Source organism: Riemerella anatipestifer ATCC 11845 = DSM 15868, from assembly GCF_000252855.1.
Lineage (GTDB): Bacteria > Bacteroidota > Bacteroidia > Flavobacteriales > Weeksellaceae > Riemerella > Riemerella anatipestifera.
In genome coordinates, this window is record NC_017045.1 from 221,612 (window position 1) to 242,274 (window position 20,663).

Below are 20,663 nucleotides of genomic sequence, written 5' to 3' on the forward strand. Positions count from 1 at the left end.
CTAGCCTAATTTCTGTGCATCAGCTACAAACTGTGCTAGACCATTATCCGTTAAAGGGTGTTTAAGTAAACTCAATATAGGAGCTAAAGGAGAAGTGATAACATCAGCACCTATCTTAGCACAATCTATAATGTGCATAGAGTGTCTTATAGAAGCGGCTAGAATTTCAGTTTCAAACATATAGTTATCATATATAGTTCTGATTTCTTCTATTAAATTAAGTCCGTCAGTAGAGATGTCGTCCAGTCTTCCCAAGAAAGGCGATACATAAGTCGCTCCCGCCTTAGCTGCTAAAAGAGCTTGTCCTGCCGAAAATATTAAAGTGCAGTTAGTCTTAATACCTTTATCAGAAAAATACTTTATAGCTTTTATCCCGTCTTTTATCATTGGTATTTTTACCACGATATTAGGGTGGATGGCTACTAGTTCTTCGCCTTCTTTTATCATTTCTTCATAAGTTGTAGAAAGTACCTCTGCCGAAATATCTCCGTCTACCAGTTCGCAAATAGTTTTGTAGTGGTTAATTATAGCTTCTTTCCCTTGTATACCTTCTTTAGCCATTAGGGAAGGATTGGTAGTTACGCCATCTAAAATACCTAGATTTTTAGCTTCTTTAATTTGTTCAAGATTAGCGGTGTCAATAAAAAATTTCATTTTTAAATTAGATTTTTGTTTCAGCAAAGATAGTAATTTAATGTAAGAAGTCTAGTCAAATTTAGGGTTGATTGTAATCCCAATCTTATTTTTTTTATTATTTTTGTTGCTAAATAAAATAATTATGTCATACGGATTATTAAAAGGAAAAAAGGGAATTATATTTGGAGCTCTTAACGAGCAATCTATCGCTTGGAAAGTAGCAGAAAGATGTCATGAAGAAGGTGCTGAATTTATCTTATCTAATGCACCTATCGCTATGAGAATGGGAGAATTAAACGCTTTGGCAGAAAAAACAGGAGCCGAAGTAATAGGGGCAGACGCTACTTCTATGGAAGATTTAGAAAAACTTTTTGATGCTGCGATAGAAAAATTTGGAAAGCTAGATTTTATTTTACACTCTATAGGAATGTCGGTTAATGTAAGAAAAGGAAAACCTTATACTGACCTTAATTATAGCTTTTTAGAAAAAGGTTGGGATGTGTCGGCGGTTTCTTTCCATAAAGTTATGAAAACCGCTTGGGATAAAGATTGTATGAACGAGTGGGGCTCTATTTTAGCACTTTCTTACATTGCAGCTCAGAGAACTTTCCCAGACTATAACGATATGGCAGATAACAAATCTTATTTGGAGAGTATTGCGAGAAGCTTTGGGTACTATTGGGGTGAAAGAAAAGTAAGAGTAAACACCATATCACAATCTCCAACACCTACAACAGCAGGAAGTGGGGTAAAAGGCTTTGGCGGTTTCTTGGGTTATGCAGAAGATATGTCTCCACTAGGTAACGCAACAGCTTTAGATTGTGCTAACTACTGCGTAGCTATGTTTTCTGATTTAACAAGAAAGGTAACGATGCAAAATCTTTTCAACGATGGAGGATTTAGCAATACTGGGGTTTCTCAGAAGATAGTGGATAGGTATGACGAAAGTAAAGAAGATTAATCTACTATACTTGAAATAAAAGTAATACCGAGGCCAGATACTAAAGTTTCGGTATTTCGTTTTAACCATTCCCAAATTAAATTAACGATGAAAAAAGTCTTATCTTTGTGTGTTGCTTTATTAGCAATTTTATCATTAACTAATTGTAATCCTATATACAAAAAAATGAATATCGAAAAAGAATTTTACAACGCTCTTCCAGAGGGTGTTTATGCAAAAATGGAAACTTCTAAAGGAAGTATGATTATCCAGTTTAACGACAAAGAATCTCCTGTAACTGTAGCTAACTTTGTTGGATTAGCACAAGGTACAATAGAAAATAAAGCTAAGAAAAAAGGAGAGCCTTATTATGATGGGATTATTTTCCATAGAGTTATCAAGGATTTTATGATTCAAGGAGGAGACCCTACTGGAACGGGAATGGGAGATCCTGGTTATAAATTTGATGACGAGAAGAATGACCTAAAGCATGAGGGTAAAGGTTATCTATCCATGGCTAATTCTGGTCCTAACACCAATGGTTCTCAGTTTTTTATTACAGAAGTGGCTACACCTTGGTTAGATGGTAGGCATACGGTGTTTGGTAAAGTGATACAAGGTTTAGAAGTTATAGATGCTATTGCTAATGTAGAAAAAGGAGCACAAGATAAGCCAAAGCAAGATGTAGTAATACAAAAGGTAGAGGTTTTCACTAAAGGTGATTCTTACAAAAACTATGATGCAGCAAAAATATTTAATGAAGGTAAGTCTAAAATCCAAGAAAGAAATAAAGCTTACATAGCTAAAAAAGAAGCAGAGGCAGCTAAGAAGTTAGAAGAGTTAAAGGCAGGAATGACAGCTACAGCGTCTGGACTTTTATATAAAATTACAAAATCTACTGAAGGTAAAGCTCCTAAAGCAGGTGATATGGTGGCAGTACACTATGCAGGAAGATTAACTAACGGGCAAGAGTTTGATAACTCTTTTAAAAGAGGAGAACCAATAGAGTTTCCTGTGGGGACTGGTAGAGTAATTAAAGGTTGGGACGAAGGTATTATGCTTCTTAAAGAAGGCGAGCAAGCAACATTGCTTATCCCATCTAATTTGGCTTATGGAGAAAGAGGTGCAGGAGGTGTTATTCCACCTAATGCGTGGCTATTATTTGATGTAGAATTGGTTAAAGTTAAATAACTTACATTTTATTCTCAGATATTAAGGGCTTGGTGGTTTTCATCAAGCCCTTAATTTGTTATAAATCTGATGATTAGTTTCTATGTGGAATTTATTTTGTATGTTTTGCATATTATTTATAATATTGATTATTATTGATTTAACTTAAATTTAACATTTAATTATTATGCATGCATAGTATTTGTATTATATTTGAAGTACAAAGTTTTTAGATATAAAAATGGAATCAAATAAAGACAAAATAGAAAACATAGATTTAATACTTAAATCCACTTGGTTAGCTGTTTCTAGAATGTATTCGGAGAAAGCTCAAGAGCATGATTCAACTACTGTACAGGCACTTACTTTGCTGAAAATAGACCCAAAGAACGGAACTAGAAGCACCAATTTAGGTCCTAAAATGGCGATAGAACCCACTTCGCTTACAAGGATTATTAAACTATTGGAGGATAATGGCTATATCTACAAGGATAAATCTTCTGTAGATAAAAGAGAAGTTATCATTAAGCTAACTGAAAAGGGTTTAGAGTCTAGAAATTTATCCAAGGCGATGGTACTTAACTTTAATAAATTAATTCTTGAGAGAATTTCACCCGAAAAATTAGAGGTTTTTAAAGAGGTAACTAATGATATTGTGAAGATTGCCAACGAACTCAACCGTAAAAAATAAATAAAAATAGAATTATACTTAATATGAAAAGAAGAATTAAACACATTACCGTTCTTGGTTCAGGAATTATGGGTGCTGGTATAGCGGCTCATTTTGCCAATATAGGCGTAGAGGTGCTTATGCTAGATATTGTTCCTTTTGAACTTACAGAAGCGGAACAGAAAAAAGGTCTTACTAAAGAGGATAAAGCCTTTAGAAATAGAATTGCGACTGAAAATTTGGAGAAACTTAAAAAGGCAAGTCCTGCATTGCTTTACACTCCAAAATTTGCAGATAGAATAACGGTAGGTAACTTTGATGATGATATGTCTAAAATCAAAAATACCGACTGGATTATTGAGGTGGTAGTAGAGAGATTGGATATTAAAAAATCGGTTTACGAAAAGATAGAGCAATACAGAAAAGAAGGTACTTTGGTTTCTTCTAATACATCGGGTATTCCTATCCATCTTCTTACTGAGGGCAGAAGCGATGATTTTAAGAAATATTTTGCAGGGACACACTTCTTCAATCCAGTAAGATATTTACCACTTTTAGAAATTATTCCTACTCCAGAGACCGCTCCAGAAGTGGTAGATTTCTATATGGAATACGGGGCTAAATTTTTAGGGAAAACTACAGTTTTAGCGAAAGATACACCAGCCTTTATTGCGAATAGAATAGGTGTTTTTGGTATGATGGATTTACTTCACAAAGTACAAAAACTAGGGTTAAGTGTATCTGATGTAGATAAACTAACAGGCCCAGTAATTGGTAGACCGAAATCTGCGACATTTAGAACGGCAGATGTGGTGGGGCTGGATACACTTGTACACGTGGCTAATGGAGTTAGAGAAAGTGGAGCAGAGGCGGAAGAGTTTAAGGCGGTATTCCAGTTGCCAGATTATATCCAAAAAATGATGGATAATAATTGGCTAGGTTCTAAAACAGAACAAGGTTTCTTTAAGAAAGTTAAAAATGCCGATGGCAAATCAGAGATATTAGGATTAAACTTAGATACCTTAGAATATGAGTTACAAGATAAGTCTTCTTTCCCTACTTTAGAATTAACTAAAAATATTGACAAACCTATTGATAGATTTAAAGTTTTAATAGGGGGTAAAGATAAGGCAGGCGAGTTGTATCGCAGCACTTTGGGAGCATTGTTTGCCTATGTTTCTCACAAAGTTCCAGAAATTTCAGGCGAAGTTTATAAGATAGATGATGCTATGCGTGCTGGATTTGGTTGGGAAAATGGACCTTTTGAAATTTGGGACGCTGTAGGTGTTCAAAAAGGTGTAGAATTGGCCAAGGAAGCAGGGTATGAAGTATCAGATTGGGTTAAATCTTTAGCAGAGCAAGGTAAAGCGTTTTATCAAGTGAGTGAAGAAGGTCAAACTTTATACTTTGATAAAACTAAGGCAGATTATCAGTCTATACCAGGGCAAGATGCCTTTATCATTTTAGATAATATTAGAAAAAATAAAACGCTTTGGAGCAATTCAGGTTCGGCGATACAGTATTTAGGTGATGGTATCATCAACTTTGAAATTCGTTCTAAGATGAACTCTCTTGGAGGAGAAGTTTTAGACGGTCTTAACAGAGCGATAGACCTAGCAGAAAAGGAATACGATGGTCTAGTAGTGGCTAACCAAGGAGCTAATTTCTCGGTGGGTGCTAACTTAGCTATGATTCTGATGATGGCGATTGACCAAGATTGGGACGATTTGAATATGGCGATTGCTTATTTCCAAAAGTCAATGATGAGGCTTCGTTACTCTTCAATACCAGTAGTGGTAGCTCCGTTTGGAATGACACTAGGTGGAGGTTGCGAGATGACGCTTCACGCTGACCGTGTGGTAGCTGTTGCAGAAACTTACATTGGTCTGGTAGAAGTAGGTGTAGGGGTTATCCCAGGCGGTGGTGGTACTAAAGAAATGACTTTAAGAACCATGAAACAAATGTCTAAAGACGATGTTAAAAATAACCGTCTAAGAGATGCCTTTATGAATATTGCTATGGGTAAAGTGGCTACTTCGGCTTACGAAGCCTATGATATGGATATTCTTCAGCATGGTAAAGACTTTGTGGTAGTCAATAAAAATAGACAGATTGCAGAGGCTAAAAAAGTAGCGTTACTAATGGCAGAACAAGGCTATACACAGCCTGTTTCTGAGAAAGTAAGAGTTCTAGGTAAAGATACATTAGGTATGTTCTATGTAGGTACAGACCAAATGCTTACAGGTAATTTTATTTCCGAACATGATAAGAAAATTGCAGATAAGTTAGCTTTTGTAATGGCAGGAGGAAATCTTTCTGAAGAAACTTTAGTTACAGAGCAATACCTTCTTAACTTAGAGAGAGAGACTTTCTTACAGCTTTGTGGAGAGAGAAAAACTTTAGAACGTATCCAATTTATGCTTCAAAAAGGAAAACCACTAAGAAACTAATTTAGAACTAAACAATCAATTCTGTACAAAAAGTGCTTTTAGCATAAGTACACAATACAAAGAAATATATGAAAACAGCATACATAATAAAAGGTTACAGAACAGCTGTAGGCAAGGCACCTAAAGGGTCTTTAAGATTTACAAGGCCAGATGTGATGGCAGCTAAAGTAATAGAAAAACTGATGAGCGATGTGCCTCAGTTAGATAAAGATAGAATAGATGACCTCATCGTGGGGAATGCAATGCCAGAGGCAGAACAAGGGCTTAATATAGCGAGGCTGATTTCGCTTATGGGGCTTAATACAGATAAAGTTCCAGGAGTTACGGTGAACAGATATTGTGCTTCAGGGTCTGAAGCTATTGCGATTGCTTCGGCTAAAATTCAGGCAGGTATGGCAGACTGTATCATTGCAGGGGGAACGGAATCTATGAGCTTTATTCCAATGGGTGGGTACAAGCCTGTACCAGAGACGGATATAGCTAAGTCTAACCCTGACTACTATTGGGGAATGGGCTATACAGCAGAAGCGGTGGCAAAACAATACAACATCAGTAGAGAGGAGCAAGATTTATTCGCTTTTGAATCACACCAAAAAGCATTAAAGGCATTGGCGGAAAATAAATTTGCCAATCAAATTGTGCCTATTTCAGTAGAATATACCTTCCTTGATGAAAATCAAAAGTTACAAACTAAATCTTTTGACTTCTCTGTGGACGAAGGTCCTAGAAAAGATACTTCTTTAGAAGGTTTGGCTAAACTAAGACCTGTATTTGCGAATGGAGGAAGCGTTACGGCAGGTAACTCATCACAAATGTCAGACGGAGCAGCGTTTGTTATTGTAATGTCTGAAGATATGGTAAAAGAGTTAGGCTTACAGCCTGAAGCAAGGTTAGTATCTTATGCAGCAGCAGGTCTAGAGCCGAGAATTATGGGTATGGGACCTGTTTACGCTATTCCAAAAGCACTTAAACAAGCAGGCTTACAACTTAAAGATATAGATTTAATAGAGCTGAACGAGGCATTTGCCTCTCAATCAGTAGCAATTAAAAAGGAGTTAGACCTTAATCCAGAGATTGTAAATGTGAATGGAGGTGCTATTGCATTAGGACACCCGCTAGGTTGTACAGGTACTAAACTTACCGTTCAGCTTTTAGACGAAATGAGACAAAGAGGCAGCAAATACGGTATGGTAACTATGTGCGTAGGAACAGGACAGGGAGCTGCAAGTATTTTTGAGCTTTTATAAGAGTTCAAAAATGATTTAATATTTAATAATACAACACTTAAAATTTACAAAATGAGTACAATACTAAAAGGGGGAGAATTTTTAATTAAAGAAACTCCAGCAACACAAATTTTCTCAATAGAGGAACTGTCAGAAGAACAAAAAATGCTTAGAGACTCTGCAAAGGAGTTTATAGATAGAACCGTAATCCCAAATAGGGAGCGTTTTGAAAAGAAAGATTATGCTTTTACAGAAGAGTGTATGAAAGAAATCGGAGCTATGGGCTTTTTAGGAATTTCGGTTCCTGAGTCTTATGGTGGTTTGGGTATGGGCTTTGTAACCACTATGTTGGCTTGTGATTATCTGTCGGGAGCTACGGGGTCTTTGGCTACGGCATACGGAGCACATACAGGTATCGGTACGCTGCCTATTTTACTTTACGGAACGGAAGCTCAAAAACAAAAATATCTACCAGACTTAGCTACAGGGGCTAAATTTGGAGCTTACTGCCTTACAGAGCCAGACGCAGGGTCTGATGCCAACAGCGGAAAAACTAAGGCAAGACTTTCAGAAGATGGTAAACATTATATCATCAACGGTCAAAAAATGTGGATTTCTAATGCAGGTTTTGCAGATACCTTCACTTTCTTTGCTAAAATAGATGACGACAAAAATATCACTGGGTTTGTGGTTAATCGTTCCGAGTTAGAAAATCCAGAAAGTCTAACTTTCGGGGAGGAAGAGCATAAACTTGGTATCCGTGCTTCTTCTACGCGTCAGGTATTCTTTAACGATATGAAAGTGCCTGTAGAGTGTCTTTTAGGAGAGAGAAACAATGGGTTTAAAATCGCTCTTAACGCGCTTAATGTGGGTAGAATTAAACTTGCTGCAGCTTGTTTAGATGCTCAAAGAAGAATCCTTAGCTATTCTATCCAATATGCTAACGAGAGAAAGCAGTTCGGAACTTCTATTTCTACTTTTGGGGCTATCCGTAAGAAAGTAGCGGAAATGGCAACTGGTATATTTGTGAGTGAAGCAGGTTCTTACCGTGCGGCTAAAGATGTTCAGGATAAGATAGATGAACTCGTAGCGGGAGGAATGAACCACCAAGAGGCAGAGCTTAAAGGAGTAGAGGAGTATGCAGTAGAATGTTCTATATTAAAAGTATTCGTGTCTGATTTGTTGCAACAATCGGCTGATGAGGGGATTCAGATTTTTGGAGGAATGGGCTTCTCGGAGGATACACCAATGGAAGCGGCTTGGAGAGACTCTAGAATTTCTAGAATCTACGAAGGAACCAATGAGATTAACCGATTGTTAGCCGTAGGTATGCTGATTAAAAAAGCGATGAAAGGGCAAATAGACCTAATGTCTCCAGCAATGGCAGTAGGTAAGGAGTTGATGTCTATCCCGTCTTTTGAAACGCCAGATTATTCTGCATTTATGAGTGAGGAAAAGGCGATGATTGCTAATCTTAAAAAGGTTTTCCTAATGGTTTCAGGAGCGGCTTTACAGAAGTATATGATGGATATTGAAAAACAACAGCATCTTCTACTAAATGCATCTGAAATTCTTAACCAAATTTATATGGCGGAGTCTGCTATTTTAAGAGCAGAGAAGCATTATGCACCAGATTCTGCAGAGGCAGCAATGGCACAGCTGAATCTTTATAAAGCAGTAGAGAAGATTATTGTATCTGCTAAAGAAGGTATTGTGTCTTTTGCAGAAGGCGATGAGCAAAGAATGATGCTTTCTGGTCTTAGAAGATTTACTAAATATACCAACACCCCTAATGTAATTGCCCTTACTGAAAAAGTAGCGAAACATTTTATTGAAAAAGGAGGGTATTAAGAGTAAAGTATAAGCAGTTATTGAATTTTTGAAAAATTGAGGTTTTTATAGAACCTCAATTTTTTTTGTATAAAATTATAAACAAAATATACGAATACCCTACAGTTGCTTATTGCCCTATGGTAGAAAAAGTCTTTCAAAAATATTGATAAAGAAGAAGTTATTAACTTCTTTGAAAGGTATGCTCTAGAATATTGTAACGATTTTGTTTTACCTAAAGTGATAGAGGATAACTTTTACATTAATACTGAAATAAGAGCTGATATAGAGTCTATTAAAAAATATATTGATTTCAGAAAAACTACTGAGGCTAAATGGGAGGATATAGAATAGTAGAACTTTATCTCCGTACTGAATTCAAGTGGAAGTTAATAAATGTAAAAGAGTTTTTAGTAATATGGTTGTATTCGTTAGTTTTTCCATTATCATATCAGGAATTGTAGGATTTATACTTTTTAGAACAAGATGAAATGGAAAATTATTTTGTTGCTACATTTGCTTTAGGTCTTTCTTATTTTATAGGATACTCTTTTATGGAGTCAGTTAATTCTATATTTGAGGCAAAAAGAATGGAAGATGACCTAAAAAAGTGTAACGATAACGCTGAAAAAAAATATAAGTTTACAATCTCATTGCCTTATCTAGCAATGCTGCATAAATATTTGTAAATTAAGGAGTTGTTTTTGTAGAGATTATTTCTGAAAAATAGATGAATAAGCATTTTATTTAAACTTTCTATGAATGCCTAGGCTAAAGAGAACTAAATCATACTTTGCAGGGTCTTTGGCGTCCCATTTTCTAATGGTGTGGTCTTGTAATGTTATGCTTTAATACTAAAATTGATTAAACTTAATATTTTATCTGTTATAGTATATATATTGGAGGAGGGAATGCTTGATATTTTATAAACCAGTTATAACTTAGAGTTAGAGTATTTTGAAAAAAGCAAGGATATATATAAGGGTATTTAGTATTTCTAAAGAGTATATAAAGATGTATTGTCATATGACATTGTCTAATTTCTATGGCAATTATATATATAGTATTTAATTTTATATTTGGCATATTTTTTGACATTATGGAAAGCAAAAAATAAAAATGTCGAATAATTTTATGTTTTTGGGAATGTTGTGTTTTGGGATAAACTTTTGTGATGCACAAAAAGTGGGTATAGGAACAACATCTCCAGTATATACTTTAGATATAAAAACAACTACTAATAAACCAGAAGATAAGGCTTTTAGAATCTTGAACTCAGATGATAAAATCATTATGTCAGGCAGAAATAATGGGGCGTTTGGGTTTGGTGCTACAACTACAGATAATCCTATTGCTCAAATGACTGTCTATGGTAAAGATAATACTTATCTAGATACGGTACCTACTTTTAGTATCTATGCACAAGATACTAAAGCTAGTTTTAGAACTTATATAAATCCAAAGCAGAAAGAGCTTAATCAGTCATATATGGGGACTCATTCTTGGATACTTGACAAAGATAGTAGCAAAACAACCTATAAAACCGCTAATGCAAGTGGAGCTTCCGCATACGGAGCATTCGTGGGCTTTCATTCTAACGGAACCGCTAATGGCTTTTTTCTGTTTGATTCAGGGACAACAGTTTTTGCTTCTCATAGGATAGATTCCAGTCCTGCTATCTATAGCTCTGTACTTTCTGGAGATAGGCAAATAGCTTTATTAACAAGTGGCTCCTTAAGGATAGAAGATGAAGGAAAAGCGTATTCTGCTGAATCTAGCTGTACAAATCCAGGTGTTATTGCCTTTGATAGTACTAATGACAATTTTATAGGTTGTGTGGAAATTTATTCTAATGGAGTAAAGACGGGAGAGATGAAGTGGAAAAAATTAAACAATAATTAAAATATGAGAAAATTAAATATACTTTTAGGACTTCTTATTTCTAGTTTAGCCTTTTCTCAGTTAGGAAATGTGGGGATTAATACTCTGCGACCTGAAGCCCGTTTAGAAGTTAAGAGTTTGGGAAATACTTTTGGGACAAAAGCCCTGCGATTAACTTATGGTGCTAATGCCTCTAATGTTGCTTTTTCTGTTTCTGATGATGGAATGTTTGGATTTAATAATCTTAATCCAACGGGAACTGTAGATATAATTACTAGTTCTTTTGGAGCTTTTGATAAGGGGTGGGCTTCTGAAGCTGATAAAGTGGCAGATAGTGAAGCTGCTACTAATAATACTAGCTATACATACACTCCCAAATTACAAACATTCTATTCTTATGGTGCGGGTTCGTTTGATAATAATAATTTAGGAGGAATTCTGTTTGTATTAAACCTTGGGTCAAGTGCTATATTTAATGTAAATGTACCTAAATTGGGTAACTACATACTTCCTGTGAGTGCAGCTAAAAACCCTAAATCAGGAGTTTTTTTCTCTGCTTCAGGGTTGGTTGGTGGGAGTTTCTCTCAACCGTTTACCTACCACTAAGATAGATGTAGGAGGCAGTATAAAACTAGAAGAAGTTAGTGATTTACCCGCAGCATCTACTTGCATTAATGGGGAAATGGTCTATTATAAAGGGCATTTTTATGGATGTAATGCTAAAGTGTGGAATCAGTTAGATAATAATTAAGTTAATACAGTACAAATGAAATTTTTTAAAATAACAAGTCTTTTATTGCCAATAATGGTATTTTCGCAAGGTAAATTGGGAATTAACAATTCAGAGCCAGAGGCTACATTAGATATTCAAACTCCGTCAGCGTCAGTTGCTACCACTCTATTGAGATTTAATAATGGGGATAGTGATATTTTACATATTAAGGGGAGTGGGAAGCTTTACTTTAATTATGCTACTCAAGATAATACTAAACCAGATATTTATACTTATGTGAAAAATACAAAATTGGCTGATTTTGCAGTTGTTAATAGAGATAATCCGAACTCATTTGTAAAGCATTATTCTAATGTTGATAAGCAGGGAATATTATCAGATTATGGAATTGATATAGGAAATAGGTCTGGTCATTTGTTTTTGTTTTCTACAGGGGTAGATGATGGTTTCTTTATTGGGGGATATACTGATAGAGCTAATGGTCTATATATAGGTGAGAATGGGAATAATGGCGTTTCAGCTAAGGAAAAACCTACAGAAAAACTAGTTGTGGGAGGCTCTTTGGTTATAGGAGGGGGAGACCGAGAAGGAGCAACACTTAGTTTGACTGAAGGAAGTGCTTGTACAAAAATAGGTCAGATAGCTTTTTCAGTCTCATTTTATGGTTGTACATCTAAAGGATGGAAAAAGTTAGATAATTAAATTGAGCGGGTTTTAGTATTTAGTTTAGTATCAACCCTATTTAAACTCTCCAGAAACGCCTAGTCCAAAGAGGGCAAAATCGTACTTTGCGGGGTCTTTGGCGTCCCATTTTCTAATGGTGTGGTCTAGTTCTTCCACGGTTTTCCAATCGTTTTGGGTTCTTGTAATCAGTTGGAGCTGCCTTGCTATGTTGCCCGTGTGCACATCTAGTGGGATAGACAGTAGGGCAGGGTCTAGCTGTTCCCAAATGCCAAAATCTACGCCTTTGTTGTCCTTTCTTACCATCCATCTTAGGAACATCATCAGCCGTTTAGCCGCAGATTTCTTGTAGGTAGAGCTGATGTGCTTGTGGCTACGGTGCTGGGTGGTGGTATCTAGGAATGCATTTCTAAAGCGTTCTAGTGCGTGGTAGAAATTGGTTTCGCCGTCTTGGGGAAGTAGGAGCTCTTCCATAGACGAGTGGTTTTGGTAGAGATGCTTAAATCTTTGGATAAAATAGATTAAGTCTTCCGAGTTAAAAGTGCGGTGTATGGCTCTAGTGCCTATCTTGTCTAAATCTTTATCGGTATGGTTCAGTACAAAATCCAATGGCGACTGTCCCATAAGCTCCATAATATGGTTGGCACTTTTGATAATAGATTTTCGGTTGCCCCAAGCAATGGTAGCTGCTATAAACCCTGCGATTTCAATATCCTGTTTTAGAGAAAACCGATGCGGTATTTGTATAGGGTCTTGCTCTATAAAATTGGGGTGGTTGTATAGGTCTGCCTTCTCGTTTAGGAAGTCTTTTAGCTCGTTGGAATCCATTAGATTTTTATGGTTTCTAGCATTTTGGGTAGAAAGGTATTAGGGAATACGGTTCTAGCTTCATCGGTAAAGACATTTAAGTCGGCATATCGGTTAGAAAAGTGTCCTAAAATGAGTTTTTTAACCCCTGCTTTTTGGGCAATAGTAGCTGCTTCTAGGGCGGTAGTATGCCCCGTATAGTCTGCCATTTCCTTTAAATCGTGTAAGAAAGTTGCCTCGTGGTAGAGAACATCTACACCTTTGATAATTGGGACGATACTTTCCAAATAGCGGGTATCACTACAAAAAGCATAAGATACAGAAGGTTGTGGTGGGGTGGTAAGTGCCTCATTTTTGAGTACAAAACCATCGGATAGGGTAAAGTCTTTTCCTTTTTTAAGGTTGTGATAATCGCAAGTTTCTATTTCAGGATACTTGCTGATTTCCTCCATATTCAGGTGGCGTTCCTTTGGTTTTTCTCTAAAGAGATAGCCATTGCAGTAAATCCTATGGTTGAGCGGAATGGTAAAGACTTCCACTTTGTGGTCTTCGTAGATTTTTACCGACTGATTGCCTTCTAGTTCGTGGTAAATCACTTCAAAGCCTCTTTGGGTTTCTGTAATTCTAAAAATAGTTTCTAGCATCTCTTGGATTCCCTTCGGACCATAGATGTGTAAAGGGGTTTCTCTCCCTAGCAAACGAAACGATGCAATAAGTCCTGGTAAGCCAAAACAATGGTCGCCATGTAGGTGAGAGATAAATATATGATTGATTTTAGAAAACTTGGCTTTGGCTCTTCTTAGTTGTACTTGTGCTCCTTCGCCACAATCTATTAAGAAGTAGCGTTCTTGTACCTCTAAAAGCTGAGAGGTCGTAGACGAGTTTACGGTAGGAATTGCTGAATTGAAGCCTAATATGGTTAAATGTACACTCACTGCTAGATGAAATTTATTGGGTAATGGTGGTTAAAAACTGGTCTAAGGCATTTTTTCTATGGCTAATGGCGTTCTTTTCCTCTGGAGCCATTTCTGCAAAGGTGGTTTCGTAGCCGTTAGGTACAAAGATAGGGTCGTAGCCAAAGCCCTGATGTCCTCGGTCTTCCTCTAGAAGATGCCCATGTACTTTGCCTTCAAAATAGGAAGTACCGTTTTCATCTACCAAACATAATACAGTAATGAAATGAGCTGCTCTATTAGTTTTGCCTTGCATTTCTTCTAAGACTTTAGCAATATTGGCTTTAAAGTCGTGGTTGCCAGCATATCTTGCCGAGTAAATCCCCGGTCTTCCGTCTAAGGCATCTACTACAAGTCCACTATCGTCGCCCAAACTCGGAATGCCTGTTTTTTGGAAACAATAAGAGGCTTTAATAAATGCGTTTTCCTCAAAAGTATTGCCGTCTTCCACGATTTCATCATTGAGTTGATAATCGGAAAGGCTTTTTACTATGAAGCCATCACCTAAGATTTGTTGGATTTCTTCTTTTTTATGTTGATTGTGTGTTGCTATTAAGATTTCTTTTTTCATTAGAGTATTGTTTTCTATTTGGTAAAGTGGGTTTTTCTATGCATAAACAGATAATAGGCAACTCCGAAGATAACCATGCCTATAATAAAAGATACTATTTTGTTGATACCTAAGAGTTCATAAGAGTGTTCTGTATCGGCATAGACTAGCATCAGATAAGAGATGAAATTATTAAAAGCATGTAGTAAAATAGGGATTACAATAGATTCCGTTTTGAAATAAACTAATCCCAATACCAACCCCAATAAAAACGCGCCCACAAATTGCCAAGGATTGGCGTGTACAATACCAAATACTAAAGCAGAGATAACAATGGCTTTCTTGGGAGCAACGCCTTTGTTTGTAAGTCCACCTTGTATAATACCTCTAAATAAAACTTCTTCTAATAGAGGTGCAAGGCACACTACCATAATGGCAAGTCCTACCTTATCACTAAGCATTCCTTTAAAAACTCCCATAAAAGTATCGTAAAGCTTTCCTAATATGCCTCCTTTCGTTGGGATAAAGGAAGTAAGGACTTCTGCCATCAGCACCATACCTACCATCATCATTAGAGATAAAAGAACATTAGAAGCCGTTACATTGCCTACACCTAAACGGAGCGGTTTTTTGGTCTGTGGTCTTACAATAAAAATATCAAACGCTGCAATAGGCACTCCTAATGAGAGTACAAATGAGATTAGACTCAATCCCATAGAAGTAGCAACCTCTTCCTTTAAAATAAAGACATTAGCGATAGTGTACACAGCGAGTATAAGCGAAGCAACTATATAGCTCCCTATAAGTATAGCAATGCCGTCAAGCCCCAATTTGAATTTTTGATTCATCTACTAAATATAAATAGGTTTGGATTTCGCAAAGATAATGGATTTAGAATCAAAACACCTAAATATTCCGTTTTGGCTTAGGCTATTTTTATATATTTGTTGGGTAATAAAGAAAGGAAATCTAGAGTCTTAACAGAAATGCAAGACACAAATAGTAAGGTAATGACTAAATATAAAATAGCTTATGTAGAGCTAGACACTCATGCAGAGATAGCTCTTAGTTTTAAAACATTGATGGAGGCATCTAATCGGGTAGAGGTAGATTATTTTTTCTCTAATAAAATAAAGAAGTTGTTGGGTAAAAACACGCCTAACATTATAGAAGCAAATCCTAATACAATACTTAAGCTATTGTCAGCCAAAGAGTATGATTTGGTGGTGGTGGGGACGGTACATCGCTATTTTAATATTTTTGATAAAGTGGTTAAAAACTATAAGACCGCCATCATTTGCCATAATCTCAATTTCATTAAAGCGAGTAATACAGACTTGCTAAAAGTCTTATTGAAAGAAGATACTGTTTATAGGATAAAACTCCTTTTAAAGGAAGGTCTGATGCTGAAAAATAGCGTTTACCAAAACTCGGTAAGCCGTTGGGTATTGTCGGAAGAGTTGGCTCCTTCTAAATATCAGCATATTCCGCTTTTTTATACAGAATATCAGCAGGAGTTTTCTAATAATAAGGGTTTAACATTGGTTATTCCAGGGATTGTATCACAAAAACGAAGAGATTACAAGGCGGTAGTGGAAAGTCTAAGTAGTCAATACTTTAACGAACCTACCGAAGTTGTTTTCTTAGGGAAAGCAATGGGAGAGGAGTTAGATTGGCTCAAAAGTTTAGAACAAAAAAATCTAAATAACCTGAAATTAACCTATTTTACGGAGAAAGTACCACAAGAATTATTTGATGAGTATTTACTGAAGGCTAGTTTGATTTGGGCACCTATACAGCAGAAAACTCACTTTTTTAATATTACAGAATACTACGGCAAAACGAAGGTAAGTGGTAATAATGGTGATGCAATGAAGTACGGTAAAAAGATTGTTTTTTCTAAAAACATAGAAGAAGTATTAAGCTATCAAAACATTAGAGAAGTGGAGCGTACTTCAAAACAAAAAGCATTAGAAATTACTGAAAACCTAATAGAAAGTGCCATAAACGCAAAAAAACACTAGTGATACAAAGATGAACCACTAAAAATTTCTTAAATTTGCATTTTGGAAAGACAATGGAAAAAGTAAAAATTCATGACAAAACTTTTGTTCCTTATTTAAAGAACGAAGAAATACAAACTTACATAAAAGCATTAGCTCTAAAAGTTTACGAAGATTATAAAGACGAAACACCTGTATTTATAGGAGTACTTAATGGAGTGATTATGTTTTTCTCAGACTTTTTAAAACACTATCCAGGGAAGTGTGAGGTAGCTTTTGTTCAGGTAAGTTCTTATCACGGAGGTTTGCAATCTACGGGGATTGTTTACACTAAAATGGAACTTACTAAAGAGGTAGAAGGGCGTCATATTATCCTTATGGAAGATATTGTAGATACAGGAAATACCATAGAAAGTCTTTTTGAATATTTTAAAAATACACACCGCCCTAAGTCGCTTAGAGTAGCTTCTCTTTTATTAAAGCCAGAAGTATTTAAGAAAGACTTTACCATAGACTATGTGGCAAAAGAAATCCCTAACAAGTTTGTGTTAGGCTACGGTTTAGACTATGATGAGTTAGGAAGAAATTTACCAGATTTATACCAATTAGAAGAAGGTAGAATTAACCATTAACAAAGAAAACTAACATTGATAAATCGTGTTTTTAGCGATTTTAGATATACTAAAAATTAGAAGTAAAGATGATTAACATTGTATTATTTGGTCCTCCGGGAAGTGGTAAGGGTACTCAAGCTCAAAATCTGATTGAAAAGTTCAATTTGAAACAAATATCCACAGGAGATTTGTTCCGTTATAACATGAAAAACGATACTGAGCTAGGGAAATTGGCGAAATCTTATATAGATAAAGGAGAGCTAGTTCCAGACCAAGTTACCATAGATATGTTAATAGACGAGGTGAGAAAACCTACGGATACCAAAGGATTTATATTTGATGGTTTCCCCAGAACAGCAGCACAGACAGAAGCCTTAGAAAAGATTGTGAAAGACGAACTTAATGAGGAGATAAGCATTTGTTTATCGCTAGTAGTAGAGGACGAAATTTTGGTTCAAAGACTTCTTAAGAGAGGTGAAACTAGTGGTAGAACAGATGATGCGGACGAGTCTATCATTAGAAACAGAATTAAAGAATACTATGCAAAAACTGCCGAAGTAGCAGAACTTTACAAGCAGCAAGGGAAATATGTAGAGATAAATGGAGTAGGCGAAATTTCCGAAATTGCAGAAAAACTTTTCTCAGAAGTAGAGAAGATTTTAAAATAATAACAATAGAATGATAATCAAAAAACTATCAGAGTTTTAAGCTTTGATGGTTTTTTGGTTGTTTTATATCGTGTAATAAGCATTTAATTAAATAAGATATGTCAAATTTTGTAGATTATGTAAAAATCCATTGTAAGTCGGGGCACGGAGGTGCAGGGTCAGCTCACCTCAGAAGGGAAAAATACATTCCTAAAGGCGGTCCTGATGGTGGAGATGGTGGGCGTGGTGGTCATATCATTATGAAAGGAAATGCACACGAATGGACTTTATTACCATTGCGTTACACAAGGCACGTCAAGGCAGAAAACGGTCAGCCAGGTGGTAAAAATCAGTTGACGGGTCGTTATGGAGAAGATGTTTATATAGAGGTGCCCATTGGCACTATCGCTAAAAATGAAGAGGGAGAAATCATAGGCGAAATTTTAGAAGATAGGCAAGAGATTATCTTAATGCAAGGCGGTAAGGGTGGTTTAGGAAATGAGCATTTTAAGTCGGCTACTAACCAAACGCCTCGTTATGCACAACCGGGGCTTCCTGGGGAAGAAGGGTATATCGTGTTTGAGCTAAAAGTATTAGCAGATGTAGGTTTGGTAGGCTTTCCTAATGCGGGTAAATCCACACTATTGTCTGCAGTATCTGCCGCTAAACCTAAAATTGCCGATTATGCTTTTACAACGCTTACACCTAACTTGGGGATTGTAGATTATCGTAATTACAAGTCTTTTGTGATGGCAGATATACCAGGTATTATAGAAGGAGCTGCCGAAGGTAAAGGTCTAGGGCATCGTTTTTTAAGACATATAGAGCGAAACTCAATTCTTCTTTTTTTAATTCCGGCAGATGCGGAAGATTATTTCCAAGAATTCAAAATACTTGAAAACGAGCTTAAAGAGTACAATCCTGAGTTACTAGATAAAGATTTTATCATTTCCATTTCAAAGTCTGATTTATTAGACGAAGAACTCAAGAAAGAAGTTGCAGCTAAGTTCCCTGAAAACAGACAACCCTTATTTATTTCTGGAGTTACAGGAGAAGGGCTTACAGAACTTAAAGATGCAATATGGAAAAAATTACACGGATAGATTTTCTATCCGTGTTTTTTATTTAAGCTAGTCCAAAAATTTGCTTAGCGTTGTTAGTGGTTATCCTATCTATTTCGCTGATAGGCATTTGGTAAACATCTACTAGTTTACCGATGATTTGTTCTAGATAGGCAGATTCGTTTCGTTTTCCTCTGTAAGGTACAGGTGCTAGATAAGGCGAGTCGGTTTCTAAAACGATGTACTCTAGAGGGATTTCATTTAAAAATTGGTCTATTTTACCATTTTTAAAAGTAACCACACCACCTATTCCTAAACTGAAATTGAGGTCTATGGCTTGCTTAGCGTGTTCTAATGTTCCAGTAAAACAATGGAAAATACCTCTTAATTTAGGGTGTCTTTTTTCTTCTAAAACCTCAAAAGTTTCATCAAAACTTTCTCTAGAATGTATCACGATAGGCAGGTCTTTTTCTATTGCCCAATCTATCTGTAGTCTAAAGGCTTCTTTTTGCAGTTCTAGATGGTTTTTATCCCAATAGAGATCTATCCCAATCTCTCCGATAGCACAAAAATCCCTTTGCTCCAAATAGTCTTTTACCAATTTTATTTCTTGGTCGTAAGTTTCAGGGTTTATATAAGTTGGGTGCAGACCCATCATTGTCGATATTTGGTTAGGATATTCTGCCTCTAGATGAAGCATTTTTTCATGATATTCAGAATTGATAGCTGGTAGAAAGAAATGAGTAACTCCTTTATCTAATGCCCTTTGTATCATTAAATGTCTATCTTCATCAAATTCCTCTGAATATAAATGAGTATGCGTGTCTATCATAAATAATTGAAAGTTAGAAGTTTGAAAAAATTTTAAAATTAACTTTGGCTTGTTGCTCTTGTATTTTTTGTTTGAGATTATCTGTAAACTTTAGATAATCAGGGTGTTCAGTATGGGTTGGACGATGCCTTAAAGCCGAAATGATTTTCTGATTGTCAATGATAAATTTTTGTGTGTCTTCTGTGCAGTAGGCTTTTATAAATTTATCAAAGATATAATCTATGGCTTGTTCGTTAGGGTGGATTAGGTCTGATTTGTAAAATCTGTAATCTCTTAAGTCGTCCATTAAAATCTCATAAATAGGCAGATAATGAGCATTTGGATACATTGCCACCACTTGATGCAGTGCATTGATGAGCCTTGATTTGCTAAGCTGATTTTCAACCATACCATCTTTAGTATGCCTTATGGGAGAGACTGTAAACAAAATATTTACAGTATTAAGACAGTGTTGATTGATGAGTTCTATTGCTTTTTTGATGTGGGTTTGCACTTCCTCATCAGAGAGCATTCTTTTATTAAAAAGAGTGTTTGGCATCTTATGGCAATTAGCCACCTTTTGTCCTGTGGGAAGGTACTCATAAATAAACGAAGTCCCTAAAGTGATAATAACCCAAGAAGCGTTTTTTAAAAATGAATGAGCATTGGCTAGTTCGGTGTTTATTTTATCTAAAGTAGTAGTTTCAGAGATACCGTCAAACGAGGTATGATGGTCAAACGAAAGGTAATAACCACGATGATTAACCAAATCTTTCTCTTGATAACATTCAGAATGAACTATTTTTTCTAAAGCATTGGCAATAGAAAACGGATTAAATAGCGTCCCAAAAGGATTATTCAAACATCTTATTTGTCCCTCTGACAGTCGGTTACTCATTTCCGAAGCAAAGCAAGAGCCTATAGAAAAAACTTGGTCTGTAATTTCTATTTTTTTTGAGGAAGGCGTAAGATTAACTTCGGTTCTGAATTTCAATTTAGT

Annotated in this window: 21 protein-coding genes; 14 read left to right on the forward strand and 7 right to left on the reverse strand. The window is 36.0% G+C overall.

Annotated elements, in window-relative coordinates:
• The gene (fsa, locus tag RA0C_RS01245) at positions 1-654 is read right to left on the reverse strand and encodes a fructose-6-phosphate aldolase (RefSeq protein ID WP_004919237.1); all 654 of its coding nucleotides are present in this window, start codon (positions 652-654) and stop codon (positions 1-3) included.
• A 124-nt stretch (positions 655-778) separates the two neighbouring features.
• Here fsa and RA0C_RS01250 point away from each other — a divergent pair, with 124 nt between their 5' ends.
• The 10 genes from RA0C_RS01250 to RA0C_RS01295 all read left to right on the forward strand — a co-directional run bounded on the left by RA0C_RS01250 (position 779) and on the right by RA0C_RS01295 (position 12,238).
• Positions 779-1,597, forward strand: a complete 819-nt coding sequence (locus RA0C_RS01250) for an enoyl-ACP reductase FabI (protein WP_004919236.1) — start codon at positions 779-781, stop codon at positions 1,595-1,597.
• 165 nt (positions 1,598-1,762) lie between these two features.
• Positions 1,763-2,767 (forward strand): peptidylprolyl isomerase, encoded by a 1,005-nt coding sequence (locus RA0C_RS01255; protein WP_004919232.1) that lies wholly within the window; start codon positions 1,763-1,765, stop codon positions 2,765-2,767.
• Between the two features lie 220 nt (positions 2,768-2,987).
• Positions 2,988-3,437, forward strand: a complete 450-nt coding sequence (locus tag RA0C_RS01260; RefSeq protein ID WP_004919230.1) for a MarR family winged helix-turn-helix transcriptional regulator — start codon at positions 2,988-2,990, stop codon at positions 3,435-3,437.
• Between the two features lie 23 nt (positions 3,438-3,460).
• A complete protein-coding gene (locus RA0C_RS01265; protein WP_004919229.1) occupies positions 3,461-5,866 on the forward strand; it encodes a 3-hydroxyacyl-CoA dehydrogenase/enoyl-CoA hydratase family protein in 2,406 nt (801 codons plus the stop codon).
• A 68-nt stretch (positions 5,867-5,934) separates the two neighbouring features.
• Positions 5,935-7,113 (forward strand): thiolase family protein, encoded by a 1,179-nt coding sequence (locus tag RA0C_RS01270; protein WP_004919227.1) that lies wholly within the window; start codon positions 5,935-5,937, stop codon positions 7,111-7,113.
• 51 nt (positions 7,114-7,164) lie between these two features.
• On the forward strand, positions 7,165-8,943 hold the full coding sequence (locus tag RA0C_RS01275; protein ID WP_004919226.1) for an acyl-CoA dehydrogenase family protein: 1,779 nt from the start codon (positions 7,165-7,167) through the stop codon (positions 8,941-8,943).
• A gap of 470 nt (positions 8,944-9,413) precedes the next feature.
• A complete protein-coding gene (locus RA0C_RS01280) occupies positions 9,414-9,611 on the forward strand; it encodes a hypothetical protein (RefSeq protein WP_004919222.1) in 198 nt (65 codons plus the stop codon).
• A gap of 430 nt (positions 9,612-10,041) precedes the next feature.
• On the forward strand, positions 10,042-10,824 hold the full coding sequence (locus RA0C_RS01285) for a hypothetical protein (protein WP_017686146.1): 783 nt from the start codon (positions 10,042-10,044) through the stop codon (positions 10,822-10,824).
• Between the two features lie 3 nt (positions 10,825-10,827).
• Positions 10,828-11,409 (forward strand): hypothetical protein, encoded by a 582-nt coding sequence (locus RA0C_RS01290; protein ID WP_004919218.1) that lies wholly within the window; start codon positions 10,828-10,830, stop codon positions 11,407-11,409.
• 160 nt (positions 11,410-11,569) lie between these two features.
• Positions 11,570-12,238 (forward strand): hypothetical protein, encoded by a 669-nt coding sequence (locus RA0C_RS01295; RefSeq protein WP_013446674.1) that lies wholly within the window; start codon positions 11,570-11,572, stop codon positions 12,236-12,238.
• 36 nt (positions 12,239-12,274) lie between these two features.
• Here the strand turns inward: RA0C_RS01295 and RA0C_RS01300 are convergent, their stop codons facing one another.
• From RA0C_RS01300 to RA0C_RS01315, 4 genes are read right to left on the reverse strand one after another with little or no spacing between them, the layout of a single operon-like run.
• Positions 12,275-13,045, reverse strand: a complete 771-nt coding sequence (locus RA0C_RS01300; RefSeq protein ID WP_004919213.1) for a TIGR02757 family protein — start codon at positions 13,043-13,045, stop codon at positions 12,275-12,277.
• Positions 13,045-13,959, reverse strand: coding sequence for a ribonuclease Z (locus RA0C_RS01305; protein ID WP_004919211.1), 915 nt, complete (start codon positions 13,957-13,959; stop codon positions 13,045-13,047). Before RA0C_RS01305 ends, RA0C_RS01300 begins: the two co-directional genes overlap by 1 nt.
• 13 nt (positions 13,960-13,972) lie before the next feature.
• Positions 13,973-14,548, reverse strand: coding sequence for an RdgB/HAM1 family non-canonical purine NTP pyrophosphatase (gene rdgB, locus RA0C_RS01310; protein ID WP_004919209.1), 576 nt, complete (start codon positions 14,546-14,548; stop codon positions 13,973-13,975).
• A 14-nt stretch (positions 14,549-14,562) separates the two neighbouring features.
• On the reverse strand, positions 14,563-15,375 hold the full coding sequence (locus RA0C_RS01315) for a CPBP family intramembrane glutamic endopeptidase (RefSeq protein WP_004919207.1): 813 nt from the start codon (positions 15,373-15,375) through the stop codon (positions 14,563-14,565).
• Positions 15,376-15,537: 162 nt separating this feature from the next.
• On the opposite strand from RA0C_RS01315, the gene RA0C_RS01320 reads away from it, so the two are divergent.
• The 4 genes from RA0C_RS01320 to obgE all read left to right on the forward strand — a co-directional run bounded on the left by RA0C_RS01320 (position 15,538) and on the right by obgE (position 18,894).
• The gene (locus RA0C_RS01320) at positions 15,538-16,551 is read left to right on the forward strand and encodes a hypothetical protein (protein ID WP_004919205.1); all 1,014 of its coding nucleotides are present in this window, start codon (positions 15,538-15,540) and stop codon (positions 16,549-16,551) included.
• Between the two features lie 53 nt (positions 16,552-16,604).
• Positions 16,605-17,162, forward strand: coding sequence for a hypoxanthine phosphoribosyltransferase (gene hpt, locus RA0C_RS01325; protein WP_004919203.1), 558 nt, complete (start codon positions 16,605-16,607; stop codon positions 17,160-17,162).
• A gap of 68 nt (positions 17,163-17,230) precedes the next feature.
• On the forward strand, positions 17,231-17,812 hold the full coding sequence (locus RA0C_RS01330) for an adenylate kinase (protein ID WP_004919201.1): 582 nt from the start codon (positions 17,231-17,233) through the stop codon (positions 17,810-17,812).
• A gap of 98 nt (positions 17,813-17,910) precedes the next feature.
• The gene (gene obgE, locus RA0C_RS01335; protein WP_004919200.1) at positions 17,911-18,894 is read left to right on the forward strand and encodes a GTPase ObgE; all 984 of its coding nucleotides are present in this window, start codon (positions 17,911-17,913) and stop codon (positions 18,892-18,894) included.
• Positions 18,895-18,916: 22 nt separating this feature from the next.
• Here the strand turns inward: obgE and RA0C_RS01340 are convergent, their stop codons facing one another.
• Both RA0C_RS01340 and RA0C_RS01345 read right to left on the reverse strand, forming a co-directional pair.
• Entirely contained in the window at positions 18,917-19,684 is a 768-nt protein-coding gene (locus tag RA0C_RS01340) for a TatD family hydrolase (RefSeq protein WP_013446676.1), read from the reverse strand.
• Between the two features lie 13 nt (positions 19,685-19,697).
• Positions 19,698-20,657, reverse strand: coding sequence for a GSCFA domain-containing protein (locus RA0C_RS01345; RefSeq protein WP_004919196.1), 960 nt, complete (start codon positions 20,655-20,657; stop codon positions 19,698-19,700).
• Between the last annotated feature and the right edge of the window lie 6 nt (positions 20,658-20,663).